The 15,865-nt window shown below is 73.0% G+C and carries 12 protein-coding genes, 2 tRNA genes and 1 pseudogene; 1 reads left to right on the forward strand and 14 read right to left on the reverse strand.

The window, feature by feature from the left end; translation table 11 throughout:
• Window positions 1–170: 170 nt before the first annotated feature.
• The 13 genes and pseudogenes from AB0447_RS25040 to AB0447_RS25100 all read right to left on the reverse strand — a co-directional run.
• A pseudogene (locus AB0447_RS25040) lies at window positions 171–2,513 on the reverse strand (ComEC/Rec2 family competence protein); the annotation flags it as partial.
• 23 nt (window positions 2,514–2,536) lie between these two features.
• Complete coding sequence (locus tag AB0447_RS25045) at window positions 2,537–3,469, reverse strand: helix-hairpin-helix domain-containing protein (RefSeq protein WP_366478992.1); 933 nt, start codon at window positions 3,467–3,469, stop codon at window positions 2,537–2,539.
• A 475-nt stretch (window positions 3,470–3,944) separates the two neighbouring features.
• Window positions 3,945–4,790, reverse strand: a complete 846-nt coding sequence (locus AB0447_RS25050) for a DegV family protein (RefSeq protein ID WP_366478993.1) — start codon at window positions 4,788–4,790, stop codon at window positions 3,945–3,947.
• 111 nt (window positions 4,791–4,901) lie between these two features.
• A complete protein-coding gene (locus AB0447_RS25055) occupies window positions 4,902–5,666 on the reverse strand; it encodes a hypothetical protein (RefSeq protein ID WP_366478994.1) in 765 nt (254 codons plus the stop codon).
• A gap of 200 nt (window positions 5,667–5,866) precedes the next feature.
• Window positions 5,867–8,731, reverse strand: coding sequence for a leucine--tRNA ligase (gene leuS / locus AB0447_RS25060; protein ID WP_366478995.1), 2,865 nt, complete (start codon window positions 8,729–8,731; stop codon window positions 5,867–5,869).
• Window positions 8,732–8,979: 248 nt separating this feature from the next.
• Window positions 8,980–9,052 (reverse strand) — tRNA-Ala (locus AB0447_RS25065).
• Window positions 9,053–9,180: 128 nt separating this feature from the next.
• Complete coding sequence (locus AB0447_RS25070; protein ID WP_366478996.1) at window positions 9,181–9,414, reverse strand: hypothetical protein; 234 nt, start codon at window positions 9,412–9,414, stop codon at window positions 9,181–9,183.
• Between the two features lie 143 nt (window positions 9,415–9,557).
• Window positions 9,558–9,630: transfer RNA gene (locus AB0447_RS25075), tRNA-Ala, on the reverse strand.
• A gap of 112 nt (window positions 9,631–9,742) precedes the next feature.
• The gene (locus tag AB0447_RS25080; RefSeq protein WP_366479029.1) at window positions 9,743–10,390 is read right to left on the reverse strand and encodes a histidine phosphatase family protein; all 648 of its coding nucleotides are present in this window, start codon (window positions 10,388–10,390) and stop codon (window positions 9,743–9,745) included.
• Complete coding sequence (gene rsfS / locus AB0447_RS25085) at window positions 10,387–10,833, reverse strand: ribosome silencing factor (protein WP_366478997.1); 447 nt, start codon at window positions 10,831–10,833, stop codon at window positions 10,387–10,389. The genes AB0447_RS25080 and rsfS overlap by 4 nt, the downstream gene beginning before the upstream one ends.
• 84 nt (window positions 10,834–10,917) lie before the next feature.
• The gene (locus AB0447_RS25090) at window positions 10,918–12,564 is read right to left on the reverse strand and encodes an LCP family protein (protein WP_366478998.1); all 1,647 of its coding nucleotides are present in this window, start codon (window positions 12,562–12,564) and stop codon (window positions 10,918–10,920) included.
• A gap of 25 nt (window positions 12,565–12,589) precedes the next feature.
• A complete protein-coding gene (gene nadD / locus AB0447_RS25095; RefSeq protein ID WP_366478999.1) occupies window positions 12,590–13,207 on the reverse strand; it encodes a nicotinate-nucleotide adenylyltransferase in 618 nt (205 codons plus the stop codon).
• A 50-nt stretch (window positions 13,208–13,257) separates the two neighbouring features.
• Window positions 13,258–13,425 (reverse strand): hypothetical protein, encoded by a 168-nt coding sequence (locus AB0447_RS25100; RefSeq protein ID WP_366479000.1) that lies wholly within the window; start codon window positions 13,423–13,425, stop codon window positions 13,258–13,260.
• 142 nt (window positions 13,426–13,567) lie between these two features.
• On the opposite strand from AB0447_RS25100, the gene AB0447_RS25105 reads away from it, so the two are divergent.
• Complete coding sequence (locus AB0447_RS25105) at window positions 13,568–14,683, forward strand: M48 family metallopeptidase (RefSeq protein ID WP_366479001.1); 1,116 nt, start codon at window positions 13,568–13,570, stop codon at window positions 14,681–14,683.
• Here the strand turns inward: AB0447_RS25105 and AB0447_RS25110 are convergent.
• A complete protein-coding gene (locus tag AB0447_RS25110; RefSeq protein ID WP_366479002.1) occupies window positions 14,667–15,839 on the reverse strand; it encodes a hypothetical protein in 1,173 nt (390 codons plus the stop codon). The two genes, AB0447_RS25105 and AB0447_RS25110, sit on opposite strands and share 17 nt — an antisense overlap.
• Window positions 15,840–15,865 lie beyond the last annotated feature (26 nt).

Genomic DNA, 15,865 nt, shown 5'->3' on the forward strand with positions numbered 1-15,865 from the left:
TTCCGGCCGTCTCCAACCCCCGCCGGCGACCGAACATGGTTGACGCACCCCCGTGCTGATTGAACGTAAGCCCCTCTGGCGAAGAGGCATTCGATCATGATGCCGGGTCGGGGGCAAACAGGATGCCGACGCCTCGTGTCGGCGCGGCCGCGCCGGCGCCGTACGGCCGGGACGGCCCGCAGGGAGGGACCGGACCCGGTGACCGCGACCGAGCCGTCGGTGTCGGTGCGCAGGACGGCCGCCCCGCCAGCCCGCAGCCGGGCCAGGGTGTACGGGGAGGGGTGCCCGTACCGGTTCTCCGCGCCGACCGGGACGATCGCGAGCCGGGGCCGGAGCCTTTCGTGCAGGGCGGGGTCCTGGTGGGCGGAGCCGTGGTGGGCGACCTTCAGCACGTCGACGGGCCCCAGTTCCGGATGGCTGCTCAGCAGGGCCTGCTGAGCAGGGGGTTCGAGGTCGCCGAGGAGGAGCAGGGTCACGCCGGACGCGCGGACCAGGAGGGCGACGCTGGCGTCGTTGGGCCCTTCCGATACCGGCCCGGCGGGCGGCGGCCAGAGGACCTGCCACTCCAGCGGCCCGGCCCGGCGCCGCTCTCCCGCGAGGGCGGGCAGTACGGGGATCCGCGCGGCCGCGGCCGTACGGCGGACCCACCGGGCGCGGTTCGGGGGCTCTTCCAGGCTCGTGGTCTGGATGAGGCCGACGGAACGGCCGCGCAACACTCCGGACAGGCCGCCCACGTGGTCCGCGTGAAAGTGCGTCAGGAGCAGCAGCGGGATGCGCTGCACCCCGAGGGCGCGCAGGCAGCGGTCCACGGGGCCCGGGTCCGGGCCGGCGTCCACCACGACGGCGGTGCCCGGGGCGACGGCCAGTACCCCGGTGTCGCCCTGGCCGACCGCGCACTGGACGTAGCGCCAGCCGGGCGGCGGCCAGCCGGTCAGCACCCGGGTGACCTGCGGTGGCCGCAGCACCGTGAGGAGCAGCAGCAGGGCCGCCCCGGCACAGGCCCAGCGGCGGCGGACCAGGCGCGCCGCGCACAGGACGAGGAGCAGGGTGACGGCGGCGAGCAGCAGTCCGCCGGCCCATCCGCCCGGCCAGGCGAGCTCCGCTCCGGGCAGTGCGGCGCCGGTCCGGGCCACCCGGGCGATCCATTCGGCGGGTACTGCGGCGCAACGGGCGAGCAGTTCGGCGGCCGGCATCCACACCGGGGCCGCGGCGAGGGCGGCGAACCCGAGCACGGTGGCCGGGCCGGCCGCGAGCTCCGCCAGCAGATTGCAGGGGACGGCGACCAGGCTCACCCGGGCGGCGGCCACCGCCACCACCGGCCCGCACACCGCCTGCGCGGCGGCCGCCGCGGCGAGCGCCTCGGCGAGCCGGGGCCGCACCCCGCGCCGCTGAAGGGCTTCGCTCCAGCGTGGGGCCAAGGTCAGCAGGGCCGCGGTGGCCAATACGGACAGCAGGAAGCCGTAACTGCGGGAGAGCCACGGGTCGTACAGCACCAGCAGCAGGACGGCCGCGGCCAGGGCCGGGATCAGCGATCTGCGGCGGCCGGTGGCGATGGCCAGCAGGGTGACGGCCCCGCAGGCGGCCGCCCGCAGCACGCTCGGCTCGGGCCGGCACACCACGACGAAGGCGAGGGTCAGGGCGGCGCCGCACAGGGCGGTCGACCGCAGGGACAGTCCGAGCCGGGGAGCCAGGCCGCGACGTTCGGCGTGCTGGGCGCTGCCGGGCGGGCCGATCAGCAGGAACAGCACCACGGTGAGGTTGGAGCCGGACACCGCCAGGAGGTGCAGCAGGTCGGTGGCGCGGAACGCCTCCTGAAGGTCGGAGGGGACCCGCGAGGTGTCCCCGACCACCAGGCCGGGCAGCAGCGCCCGCGCGTCGGGCGGCAGGTCCTCGGTGGCCGCCCGCAGCCCGGCCCGCAGGGCGCCCGCCTGCCGTTGCACGGTGTCCGGTCCGCCGGCCGGCTCCGGCCGGGTCTCGCCGGGCACCCGGAGCACTGCCACCGGCCGTCCGCCGCCCCGGGCCGGGGCGAGCCGCGCGGCCACCGCGACCCGGGTCGAGGGCAGCAGCCGCGCCCACTCCTTGTGCCGGGCCAGGACCAGGACGGGAGTCGCGATCCGGGTGCTCCGCCCGTCCGGTCCGGTCACCCGGGTCAATACGGCGTCCAGCACCACCCCGGGCGGCCCGGTCCTGGTCCGCCGGGGGTCGGCCGTGACGGTCAGCTCCGCCTCGATCCGGGCGTGCGCGTCGGCCAGCTCGGGCACCGGTCCGGCCCGCGCCTCGGCCCGCGCCAGGCCGGCCACCCCGGCCCCCGCCGCCGCGCACAGCAGGGCGGCCGCCGCGGCCGTGCCGACCGTCCAGCGCGGGCCGGGCCGCCGCCGGCCGACCAGCACCAGCACCCCGGCGCCGGCCGTGGCCAGGCCCACTCCGGTTGCCGTCCACGAGCCGGGGAGGTCCAGCGCCGGCGCGGCCGCCGCCCAGGCGGCACCGGCCGGCACCGCGAGCCGCAGGTCCACCGGGTGGTGGCCGTCGGGGCGGTTCACGGCCGCACCAGGGGCCGCAGGTCGGCGAACCGGCGCTCACCGATGCCGTTGACCTTGCGGAGGTCCTCGACGGAGCGGAAGCCGCCGCGGGTGGTGCGGAAGTCGACGATGTGCTGGGCCAGCACCGGGCCGACCCCGGGCAGCCCGTCGAGCTGCTCGACGGTGGCACTGCCGAGGCTGAGCGGGGCGCCGGCGGTGGCTGTTCCGCCCGGCAGCGGGGGTGGCGGGCCCGGCGGCGGGGCGGGGGCTCCGACCAGCACCTGCTCGCCGTCGGCCAGTACCCGGGCCTGGTTCAGCCCGGTGGTGTCCGTGCCGGGCCGCACTCCCCCGGCGGCGGCCAGGGCGTCCGCCACCCGCGAACCGGCGGGCAGCCGCCGGACTCCGGGGTCGCGGACCTTGCCGCTGACGTCCACGACGATGCGGGCGCCGACCGGGCCGACGGGGCCGGCCGGCGCGACCGCCGGTGGGCCGGGAGGCCCGGGTGTGACCACGGCGACCGGGGCGGTCACCGGCTCCGGCCGGGCCGACCAGTACTGCTGCGCGGCGAACCCGACGGCCGCCACCAGCAGGACGCCCACCGCGGCCAGGGGGCGCGGCTCCAACCCGCATCTGCTCTGGAGCCAGAGCGGCACCCGCTCACGCAGGGCGAGCCGTCCGGCGGCGGCAGGAGTGAGCGGGGCCGGCACCGGCGCCTGCTCGGCGGCCGCGGGCCCGCCGGGTGAGGGTCGTGCCGGACGTGCGCCGCCGGCCGAGAGTGGGGCCGGACGTGCGCCACCGGCCGGGGGTCGGGCCGGACGTGCACCGGCCGATGGTCGGACCGGACGTGCGCCACCGGCCGGCAGCCCGGTCGGCACGGGCCCGGTGCCTGCAGCCTCACTGGCCCGGAGTGCGGTCGGGGGCGGGCCACCGGCCGGCAGCCCGGTCGGCACGGGCCCGGTGCCTGCAGCCTCACTGGCCCGGAGTGCGGTCGGGGGCGGGCCGCCGGCCGGCAGCGCGGCCGGCACGGGCCCGGGGAGCGCAGCCTCATTGGCCCGGGGTGGGGTCGGACGCGGGCCGCCGGTCGGCGGCAGCGCGGCCGGCGCGGGCCCGGGGGGCGCAGCCTCATTGGCCCGGGGTGGGCCGCCGCCCAGTAGTGCGGCGGCGCGGCGGCGGACTGCTTCCGGGTCCGGTGGGTACCGGCGTCGGCGACGGCTGCGGATGCCGCGGTGCCGAAGCCGGCTGTCCGAGGCGGCGGGCCGGCCGGGGCCGGAACCCCGGCCGCCGGTGGTGGGTCGGACGGTTGTCGCATGCGTCTGAGGTGTCATGGCACACGACGGTAGGGAGGAATCCCCGATGCGGTTCGGAGGGACGGATTCCTGTGCATGGCCGCGAGGTTGTGGATATCCCGGCCACCCCTGAGGGTGATCAGCGCGGCGAGATCACCGCGGCCAGCAGCCCCGGTCCGGTGTGCGCCCCGATCACCGCGCCGACCTCGCTGACGTGCAGCTCGACCAGGCCGGGGACGCGTTCGCGGAGCCGCTCCGCGAGCTTCTCCGCGCGTTCCGGGGCGGCGAGGTGGTGCACGGCGATGTCGACGCCGGCCGTACCGGCCCGCTCGACGGCGAGCTCCTCCAGGCGTGCGATGGCCTTGGAGGCCGTACGCACCTTCTCCAGCATCTCGATCCGGCCGCCGTCCAGCTGGAGCAGGGGCTTCACGGCGAGCGCCGAGCCCAGGAGGGCCTGGGCCGCGCCGATGCGGCCGCCGCGGCGCAGGTAGTCGAGGGTGTCGACGTAGAAGAAGGCGGACATGCCGGCGGCGCGCTTCTCTGCGGCGGCCACGGCCTCGTCGGCCGAGCCGCCCGCCTCGGCGCTCTCGGCGGCGGCCAGCGCGCAGAAGCCGAGGGCCATCGCGACCATGCCGGTGTCGACGACCCGGACCGGGACGGGGGCGGACCGGGCGGCCAGGACGGCGGCGTCGTAGGTGCCGGAGAACTCGGCGGACAGGTGCAGGCTCACGATGCCGGTCGCACCGGCGGCCGCGGCCGCCTCGTAGGCGCGCACGAAGTCCTGCGGGCTGGGACGGGAGGTGGTGACCGGGCGGCGCTTCTGGAGGGCGAGGGCGAGGCTGCGGGCGGAGATCTCGGTGCCCTCTTCCAGGGCCTCGTCGCCGAGGACCACGGTCAGGGGCACGGAGGTGATCCCGTGCCGCGCCATTGCCTGTTGCGGCAGGTAGGCCGTGGAATCGGTGACGATCGCGACATGGCGGGACATGAGGCGGAGGTTACCGCCAGTGGGGGCGCGGCGGCAGCAGGGGGCCGCGCCGGAGCCGCCCGCCTGAGCCGCCTACCGTACGCGGCCGGCTGCGCTAGCGGGCCCGACGCCTCAGGTCGTCGTCTCCGGCCGGGGGCTCTTGGTCTTCGCCCACGGGTACGGCTTCGGCTGCTGGGCCGGGTTCAGGGCGTGCCGCGGGTCCGGCGGTGAGGCGGGCTCCGCCGCGGCCGAGGAAGCCGTCGGGGAAGCCGCCGGGGAAGCCGTCGGGGATGCCGTCGGGGATGCCGCCGGCCCGCCTGCCGAGGCCAGCAGGTCGTCCATCGACGGCCGGGACCAGTCCCGCAGCGCACCCGATTCGACCTCGATCTCCGCCGACAGGGCGGTGAGGTCGTCCTCGGCGAAGCGGCGGGCGCGGTCGCGGGCCGCCCAGCGCAGGGATTCTGCCGCGTGGGTGATGCGTTCCGTGCGTTCGCGCAGCTCGGGGAGGCGGGCCGTCAGGCGGGTCTTGTCCGGCTCCGTCTCCAGGCGCTTGAGTTCGTCGTCCAGTTCGCGGCCGTGCGCGCTCAGCCGGTCGAAGAGGGCGAGCGATTCCTGAAGCGAGGCGTCCGTCCGGGCGCCCTCCTGGAGCGCCTGCTGGGTCGCCCGCAGCGAGGTCCGCAGGTCCAGCCGGAGCTGGGCCAGTGCGCCCGCGACGCCGATCTGGCCGAAGCTCTTCGCCTTCAGGGTGGTGTCCTCCACGGCCCGCCGGGCCTGGCTCACCGTCCGGTCCACGCCGCGTTTGGCCGCGCCGACCACTTTGACGGTGGCCCACGCACCCAGTCCCAGGACGGCGAACAGCATCAGCAGCGCAAAGATGATCAACGCGCCCGCGTCCATGGCGAACCCTTTCCCCTGGATTGTCCCGGCTTGCCGCCCGGGTCTCGCTACCCCTCCCACCGTAAACGCCACGGGCAGGCCGGGGGTTCCAGTTGAACCCCCAACCTGCCCGTACGGGATCTCCCCGAGAGAGCCTTTGTCAGGTGACGCGGACGGTCAGCGAACGGTCAGCACAGAGGCGGCGGACGGTCGGCGGACGGTCAGATGACGATGTTCACCAGCTTCGGCGCGCGCACGATCACCTTGCGGATCTCCGCGCCGCCCAGCGCCGCGACCACACCCTCGTCCGTGACCGCCAGCTGCTCCAGGTCCGCCTCCGAGATCGTCGGCGGCACCTCCAGACGGGCCTTGACCTTGCCCTTGACCTGGACCACGCAGGTGACCGTCTCGTCGACGACGTACGCCGGGTCCGCGACGGGGAAGTCCTGGTGGACGACCGAGTCGGTGTGGCCCAGCCGGTGCCACAGCTCCTCCGCGACGTGCGGGGCCAGCGGGGCCACCAGCAGGACCAGCTGCTCCGCGACGACGCGCTCCAGCGGCCGGCCCGCCTTCGTCAGGGTGTTGTTCAGCTCGGTGATCTTGGCGATGGCGGTGTTGAACCGCAGACCCGCCATGTCCGAGCCGGCCCCGTCGATGGCCTTGTGCAGGGCGCGCAGGGTGTCCTCCGACGGGTCGGAGTCGACCACCGTCACCGCGCCCGTCTCCTCGTCGACGATGTTGCGCCACAGGCGCTGCAGCAGGCGGTACTGGCCCACCACGGCCCGGGTGTCCCACGGCCGCGAGACGTCCAGCGGGCCCATCGCCATCTCGTACAGGCGCAGGGTGTCGGCGCCGTACTCCTCGCAGATCGTCTCCGGGGTGACGGCGTTCTTCAGGGACTTGCCCATCTTGCCCAGCTCGCGCTTGACGGGCTCGCCCTCGAAGAAGAACTTCCCGTCGCGCTCCTCGACCTCGGTGGCGGTCACCGGGAAGCCGCGCTCGTCGCGGTAGACGTACGCCTGGATCATGCCCTGGTTGAACAGCTTGTGGAACGGCTCCGCCGAGGAGACGTGCCCCAGGTCGAACAGCACCTTCGACCAGAAGCGGGCGTACAGCAGGTGCAGCACCGCGTGCTCGGCGCCGCCCACGTACAGGTCGACGCCGCCGTGCGGCTGGCCGTCCCGCGGGCCCATCCAGTACTGCTCGATCTCCGGGTCGACCAGGGCGTCCGCGTTGTTCGGGTCCAGGTAGCGCAGCTCGTACCAGCAGGAGCCGGCCCAGTTCGGCATGGTGTTGGTCTCGCGGCGGTACGACTTCACGCCGTCGCCCAGGTCCAGCTCGACGTTGACCCAGTCCGCCTTGCGCGACAGCGGGGTCTCCGGCTGGGAGTCGGCGTCGTCCGGCTCGAAGGTGCGCGGCGAGTAGTCCTCGACCTCGGGCAGTTCCAGCGGCAGCATCGACTCGGGCAGGGCGTGCGCGACGCCGTCCTCGTCGTAGACGATCGGGAAGGGCTCGCCCCAGTAGCGCTGGCGGCTGAACAGCCAGTCGCGCAGGCGGAAGTTGACGGTGCCCTCGCCGATGCCCCGCTCCGACAGCCACTGGGTGATGGCGGCCTTGGCCTCCACCACGCCCAGGCCGTCCAGGGAGATGCCCTCGCCGGCCGAGTTGACCAGCGTGGCCTCGTAGGAGACGAACGCGTCCTCCCACTCGGCCGGATCGGTGCCGCGGCCGTCGGTCGGCTGGACCACGCAGCGGATCGGCAGCTCGAAGGCGCGGGCGAACTCGAAGTCGCGGCTGTCGTGCGCCGGGACCGCCATGATCGCGCCGGTGCCGTAGCCCATCAGCACGTAGTCGGCGATGAAGACGGGGACCTTCTCGCCGCTGACCGGGTTGACCGCGTACTCGCCGGTGAAGACACCGGTCTTGTCCTTGGCCTCGGCCTGCCGCTCGACGTCCGACTTGGAGGCGGCCTGCTTGCGGTACGCGTCGACGGCCTCGGCCGGGGTGGCGTGCCCGCCGGTCCACACCTGGTGGGTGCCCTCGGGCCAGGCGGCCGGGATGAACTTCTCCACCAGGGGGTGCTCGGGCGCCAGCACCATGTAGGTGGCGCCGAACAGGGTGTCGGGGCGGGTGGTGAAGACGGTGATCGCCTCGTCGCCCAGCGCGAAGTCGACGCGCGCGCCCTCGCTGCGGCCGATCCAGTTGCGCTGCTGCAGCTTGATGGCCTCGGGCCAGTCCAGCGCGTCCAGGTCGTCCAGCAGGCGGTCCGCGTAGGCGGTGATCCGCATGTTCCACTGGCTCAGCTTGGCCTTGAAGACGGGGAAGTTGCCGCGCTCGGACCGGCCGTCGGCGGTGACCTCCTCGTTGGCCAGGACGGTGCCCAGCCCGGGGCACCAGTTCACGGGCGCGTCGGAGGAGTACGCCAGCCGGTACTCGTTCAGTACGTCGGCCCGCTCGCCGGCGGTCAGCTCAGCCCACGCCCGGCCCCCGGGAACCTCACGGGAGCCGTCCTCGAAGGCGGCGATCAGCTCGGCGATCGGGCGGGCCTTCGCCGCGTCCGCGTCGTACCAGGAGTTGTAGATCTGCAGGAAGATCCACTGGGTCCACTTGTAGTAGTCCGGGTCGATCGTGGCGAACGAGCGGCGCTTGTCGTGGCCCAGGCCCAGCCGGCGCAGCTGGACCTTCATGTTCTCGATGTTCGCCTCGGTCGACACCCGCGGGTGCGTGCCGGTCTGCACGGCGTACTGCTCGGCGGGCAGGCCGAAGGCGTCGAAGCCCAGGGTGTGCAGGACGTTGTGGCCGGTCATCCGCTGGTGGCGGGCGAACACGTCGGTGGCGATGTACCCGAGCGGGTGGCCGACGTGCAGTCCCGCACCGGACGGGTACGGGAACATGTCCATGATGAACTTCTTGGGGCGGGCGACCACCGCGGGGTCCCCGGCCAGGTCACCGGTCGGGTTCGGAGCCTCGTAGGTCCCCTCCGCGTCCCATACGTCCTGCCAGCGTGCCTCGATGTCGGCGGCCATGGCAGCCGTGTAACGGTGCGCCTCGGCCGCCTCGGGGGCCGGGGTGTTCGTCTCGCTCATGATTTCTGAAGCTCCATCGATCGTCTCTGCCGCCTCTGCCTGCCCAAACGAAAAAACCCCTCGCACAGGAGGGGACGCCGCGCCGATGCCGACCATCTCGAAGGGTCGGCCCTGATCAGCGCGGCTCGGTAAGCAGAAGGCGTACGGCACGCATGGCGTCAGGGTACCGCAGCGGCCCCGGGGGCCGCTCGGCCGTTCCGGACAACGAGAAGCGGGCCACCCGATCCGGGTGGCCCGCTTCTCTTCTGTGGAGCTAAGGAGAATTGAACTCCTGACCTCCTGCATGCCATGCAGGCGCTCTACCAACTGAGCTATAGCCCCTTGCTTCTTTGCCGCCGGGCCCCTGCTCGGTTTCCCTTGCCGGTTCCCCCTGGCGACATCGAGAACATTACACGGTCATGGCCCAGGTCCAAAAATCGATTTCCCGCCAGCCCGAGATGCCCGATTCGTCACGCTCTGGCGAACTGGTAGAAGCGCTTCAGCGTGCAGTGCTCGTCGAGCAGCCGGCCGTAGATCGGCTCCCCTTCCAGCTCACGGTAGGTCTCGATGGGGTCGCCTTTTATGATCAGCGCCCGCGCGCATTCCTCGCACCAGTACTGGTAGTCGAGGTTGACCGGTTCCATGTCCCGCACGATCGGCGTGCCGTTGTCGCACCAGTCGCACCGCCGCCGGTGTGCACCCATCCGCAGCGACTCCCTCCCGTTCAGAGCCGTCCGGGCCGTCGTCTCCCCCTCCGGCCGTCCGATTCTGCCATGCCGGTGCATGGCTGGTCAGCAGAGAGAAACGCCGAGGATCCCACCCCCTGTTGGGGATGGGATCCTGATTGTGGAGCTAAGGAGAATTGAACTCCTGACCTCCTGCATGCCATGCAGGCGCTCTACCAACTGAGCTATAGCCCCGCTCTCCGCCGCGCTTCCCGCTGTTTCCTGCGGTCCTCGCTGCGGACAAGAAGAACTCTAGCCTGTGACCTGCCGGAAAGTGAAATCCGGGTCGGCGGCCCCGCGGAGGGGCTCAGTCGTCGTCGCCGAGCACCGGTTCCGGCAGGGTGCCGGCGTTGTGCTCCAGCAGCCGCCAGCCCCGCGCGCCCTCGCCCAGCACGGACCAGCAGCAGTTGGAGAGCCCGCCCAGACCCTCCCAGTAGTACGAGTCCAGGCCCAGCAGCCGGCCGATGGTGGTGCGGATGGTGCCGCCGTGGCTGACCACGACCAGCGTGCCGTTCTCACGGAGGCGGGCGGCGTGCTCCAGCACCACCGGGGCCGCGCGGTCCGCGACCTCGGTCTCCAGTTCGCCGCCACCGCGGCGCACCGGCTCGCCGCGCTTCCACGCCGCGTACTGCTCGCCGTACTTGGCGAGGATCTCGTCGTGGGTCAGGCCCTGCCACTCGCCCGCGTACGTCTCGCGCAGCGCCTGGTCGTGCTCGACCCGGAGCCCGGTGACGGCGGCCAGCTCGGCGGCCGTGGCCGCCGCCCGCTTGAGGTCGGAGGCCACGATGGCGTCCGGCCGCAGCGAGGCGAGCAGCCGGGCGGAGCGGCGCGCCTGCGCCACTCCGGTCCCGGTCAGCTCGATGTCCGTGGAGCCCTGGAATCGGCGCTCAAGGTTCCAGGAGGTCTGGCCGTGCCGCCACAGGACGATCCTGCGGCCGTTCCTGGGGGTGCTCAGAACAGATCACCGTCCAGGTCGTCATCGCCCTGAGCGGCACGCAGCTTGGCGTGCTCCTCCGCCTTGCCCTTGGTCAGCTTGGCGTCCTCGGGCAGCTCGATCTCGGGGCAGTCCTTCCAGAGGCGCTCCAGCGCGTAGAAGACCCGCTCCTCGCTGTGCTGCACGTGGACGACGATGTCGACGTAGTCGAGCAGGATCCAGCGGGCGTCGCGGTCGCCCTCCCGGCGCACCGGCTTGGCGCCGAGCTCCTTCTGCAGCCGCTCTTCGATCTCGTCGACGATCGACTTGACCTGGCGGTCGCTGGGCGCCGAGGCGAGGAGGAAGGCGTCGGTGATCGACAGCACGTCGCTGACGTCGTACGCGATGATGTCGTGCGCGAGCCGGTCGGCCGCCGCCTGGGCGGCGGTGGTGATGAGCTCGATGGAGCGGTCCGTGGCGGTCACTGGCCATGCTTTCGGGTCGAGGGCAGATCCTTACAAGGGTCTCATGGGCGGCAGACACCGCCCACGCCATTGCTCCGCCGCACGTCAGGGAGCCTTGTAGTCCTTGCCGAGGGTCACCACGACGTCCGCGTTCACCGCGTTGCCCTCGGCCCCGGCCTTCTTGACCGCGGTCTCCGGCAGGCCGAGCGTCTTGGCGACCTCGACGGCCATCGGACGCTGTGCCTCGTCCACGTACGTGATCTGGGTGGCGCCCTGGCTCTGGGCGGCCTTGCCGCCGTCGACGAACGTGTAGCCGCCGTTGACCAGCGCCGCCTTGGCCGTCAGAACGGCCTTGTCGTTCCCGGCGGCGTTGCGGAGGCCGACCCGCGGGGCCGTGGAGGCGTCCGGGGAGGCGGTCACGGTGCCGCCGAGGACCTCCTTGACGACCGTCTGGCCGGCCCCGTCGGCGAGGGTGCCGTCGGGCTTGAGCGGGAGCAGGTCGGTGCGGTAGGCGCCGGTCTTGGCGTGTTCGGCGAGCTTGGCCAGGGAGCCGCCGAGTGCCTGCTCGGTGAGCGAGGGGTCCAGGATCTGTCCCAGGTACTCGACGGTCTGGACGGCAGCCCTCTCGTCGCCCGGCATCTTGCGCAGGGTGCCGAGGAGGACCCTGCCGAACCGCTCCAGCTGCTTGGTCTCCGGCTCGCCCTGGCCGCGGTGGGTGGCGTACGCGACGGCCATCGCGCCGTTCAGGCTCTGCTTGGGACCCTGGCCCACGGCGGGGGTCTTCGCCTTGTCGTCGGCGGGGACGGCGGTGTCGGTGTCGACCTCGATGCCGCCGATCCTCTCCACGAGGTTCTCCAGGTACGGGGTGTCCAGCCGCCAGGTGCCGCCGATGTGGGTGCCGAGCATGGCGTCGAGGGCCTCGCGGGTGCCGCCGAGGCCGTCCTCCGCCACCGAGGTGCCGAGATTGACCGAGGTGCCGTCGTCCTTGGGAACGCTCAGCGCGTTCGGCAGCAGGACGGTGGCGCCCTTCTTCGCGGTGACGTTGTCGACCAGCAGCGCGGTGGCGGTGCCGCCCTTCTTGGTGTTGTGCAGGTGGACGACGATCACCTCGCGCTTCTGCGGTCCGGTCGGGGCGGCCGTGCCGCCTGCCTTCGGGCCGTCGAGGAAGGGCAGCTTGTCGGCGTACCAGAGGTAGCCGAGGCCGCCGACGACGAACAGGGCGAGGGCGACGATCAGGGCGACGACGCGGTTGCGGCCGCGCCGGCGGGCCTCCTCGCGGCGCTCGGTGCGGCTCTCGGTGAACTTGAGCCAGTCGATGACGTCCTCGGAGTCCTCGTCGGGCTGGTCGAGGAAGGAGAACTGCTCGGTGCGGTAGTCGGGGGTGCGGCGCTGTTCCGGCACCTGCGGCGACTCGGGGGCGGGCTCGGGGTCGGGCTCCGACGCGGGGGCCGGCGCCTGCTGCGGGATCCACTGCTGCCGGCTCTGCTGCGCCTGCTGGGGGTACCCGGTCTGCTGGGACTGCTGAGGCTGAGGCTGCTGGGCCTGCTGCTGGTACCCCTGCTGGTCGTAGCCGTAGTACTGCTGCTGGGGCTGCCCGTACGCGTCGTACCCGTACTGCTGCCCGTCGTACGCCTGCTGCGGGTACGCCTGCTGGTCGTACTGCTGCTGCGGGGGCTGTGCGGGCACCTGGCCGTACACCGGCTGCCCGTATGCGTCGTAGCCGATGAACTGCGGTTCCTGTCGGTCGCTCACCGCGGTGCCCCTCTCATGCGGAACCTCAGGCTCCGCGGTACAGCTCTCGCTTGTCGATGTACCGCACCACACCGTCCGGCACCAGGTACCAGACCGGGTCCCCCTGGGCCACGCGCATGCGGCAGTCGGTGGAGGAGATCGCCAGCGCCGGAACCTCCACCAGGGACACGCCGCCCTCGGGCAGGCCGTCGTCGGTGAGCAGGTGGCCGGGCCGGGTGACGCCGATGAAATGGGCGAGCGCGAAGAGCTCCTCGGCGTCGCGCCAGGTGAGGATCTGCGCCAGGGCGTCCGCCCCCGTGATGAAGAACAGGTCCGCGTCGTCGTTGAGACGCCGCAGGTCACGCAGGGTGTCGATGGTGTACGTCGGGCCGCCGCGGTCGATGTCGATGCGGCTCACCGAGAACTGCGGGTTGGAGGCCGTCGCGATGACCGTCATCAGATAGCGGTCCTCGGCGGGGGAAACCGCCCGCTGGGACTTCTGCCACGGCTCGCCCGTGGGTACGAAGACCACCTCGTCCAGGTGGAAAAGGGCGGCCACCTCGCTCGCGGCCACCAGGTGTCCGTGGTGGATCGGGTCGAATGTCCCGCCCATCACGCCGAGCCGGCGCTTGACCGGACCGGTAGGCATCTCCTGCTCTCCCATGAGCGCAGACCATACCGGCCCGGGGCCGCCGTGCTTCCGTCGCGGTGGGACTAGCGGTCGCGGTTGAGACGGGTGGTCACCCACAGCATCAGGAGCAGCACGAAGAGCGCGCCGCCGCCGGTGAGGTACGGGTTCAGGCTGTCGTGGTTGCCGCCGTGCTTCTCGACCTCCTCAGAGGCGAGGAGAACCAGGCTCTGGGCGGTGGTGGGGAGGCTCATCAGGCAGGTACCTATCGGGTCGGGGGTGCGGGCGGAGACTTCGCTCACATCGTATGCGGGTGCCTGGGGCACGCTCACGCCGACTCAGGCGTTGGAGAGGATAGACGTATGGCGAGGCAGTCCGATCAAGGGGGAGGGCGCGATGAGTGACACGGCGGGATTCCAGAAGGTGCCGGCGCGGGAGCGGAGGAGGTTCCCGGGGATCTCCTCGCGGGCGTACGAGCATCCGGCGGACCGGTCGGCTCTGGTGGCGCTGCGCAAGCTGAGCGGTTTCGACACGGTGTTCAAGGCGCTGAGCGGGCTGCTGCCCGAGCGGAGTCTGCGGCTGCTGTTCCTGTCGGACTCGGTGCGGGTGGGCGACGCCCAGTTCCCGCACCTGTACGCGATGCTCCGGGACGCCTGCTACATCCTGGACCTGGAGAAGGTCCCGCAGATGTACGTGCAGCAGGACCCGAAGCCGAATGCCATGTGCATCGGCCTGGACGAGCCGATCATCGTGGTCACCACGGGCCTGGTCGAGCTGCTCGACGAGGAGGAGATGCGGGCGGTCGTGGGCCACGAGGTGGGCCACGCGCTGTCGGGGCACGCGGTGTACCGGACGATCCTGCTGTTCCTGACGAACCTGGCGCTCAAGGTCGCCTGGATCCCGCTGGGCAATGTGGCGATCATGGCGATCGTCACCGCGCTGCGCGAGTGGTTCCGCAAGTCCGAGCTGTCGGCGGACCGGGCCGGGCTGCTGGTGGGGCAGGACCTGCAGGCCTCGATGCGGGGCCTGATGAAGATCGCGGGCGGCAACCACCTGCACGAGATGAACGTGGACGCGTTCCTGGCGCAGGCCGAGGAGTACGAGTCCAGCGGTGACCTGCGCGACTCCGTGCTGAAGATCCTCAACATGCTGCCGCGGACCCACCCCTTCACCACGGTGCGGGCGGCGGAGCTGAAGAAGTGGTCGGAGCACCGCGACTACCAGCGGATCATGGACGGGCACTACCCGCGCCGCGAGGAGGACAAGGACACCTCGGTGACGGACTCCTTCCGGCAGTCCGCCTCGCACTACGCGGACTCGGTGCGCACCAGCAAGGACCCGCTGATGAAGCTGGTGGGCGACATCGCGGGCGGGGCGGGCGATCTGGCCGGCTCGCTGCGCGACAGGTTCACCGGCGGCGGCTCGGGTTCGGGGTCCGGCGGCTCGGGCTCCGGTTCCGGCTCCGGTTCCGGCTCCGGCGGGAAGGACGCGGGTCCTACGAGCCGGGACTGACCGGCGCGGCGGGCTCGACGGGGGCCGCCGGCGTCGAGGTCGGCTGGGCCTGCGTGGCCAGTACGCCGCACAGCCCGGCCGCGCGGCGCCCCTGGCCGCCCGTGTGGGGGTCGGTGGCCGGCGGGCCCACCGTGGTGGCCTTGGCCCCGGCCGGCAGCGGTTTGAAGCTGCCGGCCGGATCGGCCGCGCAGTCCTGCGGTCCGGCCATCACATAGGCCGACAGCAGTTCGGCGCGGCGGGCCACCAGGTCCTCGCGGTCGAAGCGCATCCGCAGCTCGCGCCGGACGGTGAACAGCGAGGCCCCTTCGGCGTCGGACGGCGGTCCGGCGGCGGCCGGGCGGACGGCGTACACGAACACGTGGTCGGAGGTGACCTCCAGGACGTCCGGGGTCACTTCCTCGAAGGCCAGCGTGCCGTGCACCCGGACCCGGGAGTCCGCCAGCAGGGCGGTGGCCGGGTCGAAGCGGACCAGCCAGCCGGTGGCGGCGTGCCGGCCGTCGCCGCTCGGTGCGCTCATGCTGAGGTCGAACTGCTCCAGCTGGTCGGGGTCGACCAGCACCCGTACCGGGCGGGTGGCGGCGCCGGCCAGCACGTCGGGGTCCAGGGCGGACTGCACCAGGTAGTCCTTGGCGACCGACAGGGCGGTGACCACCTGGGTGTCGGAGAAGTGCGGGGTGCGGCGCACGGCCGGGAGGGTGATGCCGGCCGCCCCGACCCGGTACTGGGCCGCCGGGCTCTTCGCGTACAGGTCGGCGGGCCGGCCGCCGGGCACGGTGTCGGCGGGGGCGAGCGGGACCACCGTGCTGGCCAGCGGGTCGGTGGTCCCGCCGGCCGGCACGACGTACGGGTTCCGCATGCCCATGTAGACGGCCGCGGCGAAGGCCAGCGCGATGAGCAGCACCAGCAGCATGCCCTGCCGGGCGCCCCGGCCGGGGGTGCCGGTGCCGCGGCCCGCACCGGAGGACCACAGGGAGCGGCTGCGCACGGCGCGCGCGTGCTCGCCCATGCGCTCGTCGGCGGAGTACTCCTGGAGGCGGGCAGCCCGGATGAAGTCCTCGTCGAACACCACCGACCGGTATTCGTCCGACCGGTACTCGTCCTCGCCACCGCCGATTCCGTCGGGGGTGCCGTCAGGTGGATCTCCTGGCACGGCCATGCGCGTCTCCCTGCTCCGGGAGGGGG

It is taken from the genome of Streptomyces sp. NPDC051211, assembly GCF_040689505.1.
Classification (GTDB): Bacteria; Actinomycetota; Actinomycetes; order Streptomycetales; family Streptomycetaceae; genus Streptomyces.

Excerpts from the sequence above, each read along its gene's own strand:
- AB0447_RS25050 (WP_366478993.1), bottom strand. The coding sequence starts at position 4,790 with ATGTCCCGCCATGTCGCGATCGTCACCGATTCCACGGCCTACCTGCCG.
- AB0447_RS25055 (WP_366478994.1), bottom strand. The coding sequence starts at position 5,666 with ATGGACGCGGGCGCGTTGATCATCTTTGCGCTGCTGATGCTGTTCGCC.
- leuS (WP_366478995.1), bottom strand. The coding sequence starts at position 8,731 with ATGAGCGAGACGAACACCCCGGCCCCCGAGGCGGCCGAGGCGCACCGT.
- AB0447_RS25070 (WP_366478996.1), bottom strand. The coding sequence starts at position 9,414 with ATGGGTGCACACCGGCGGCGGTGCGACTGGTGCGACAACGGCACGCCG.
- nadD (WP_366478999.1), bottom strand. The coding sequence starts at position 13,207 with ATGGGAGAGCAGGAGATGCCTACCGGTCCGGTCAAGCGCCGGCTCGGC.
- AB0447_RS25100 (WP_366479000.1), bottom strand. The coding sequence starts at position 13,425 with ATGAGCCTCCCCACCACCGCCCAGAGCCTGGTTCTCCTCGCCTCTGAG.
- AB0447_RS25105 (WP_366479001.1), top strand. The coding sequence starts at position 13,568 with ATGAGTGACACGGCGGGATTCCAGAAGGTGCCGGCGCGGGAGCGGAGG.
- AB0447_RS25110 (WP_366479002.1), bottom strand. The coding sequence starts at position 15,839 with ATGGCCGTGCCAGGAGATCCACCTGACGGCACCCCCGACGGAATCGGC.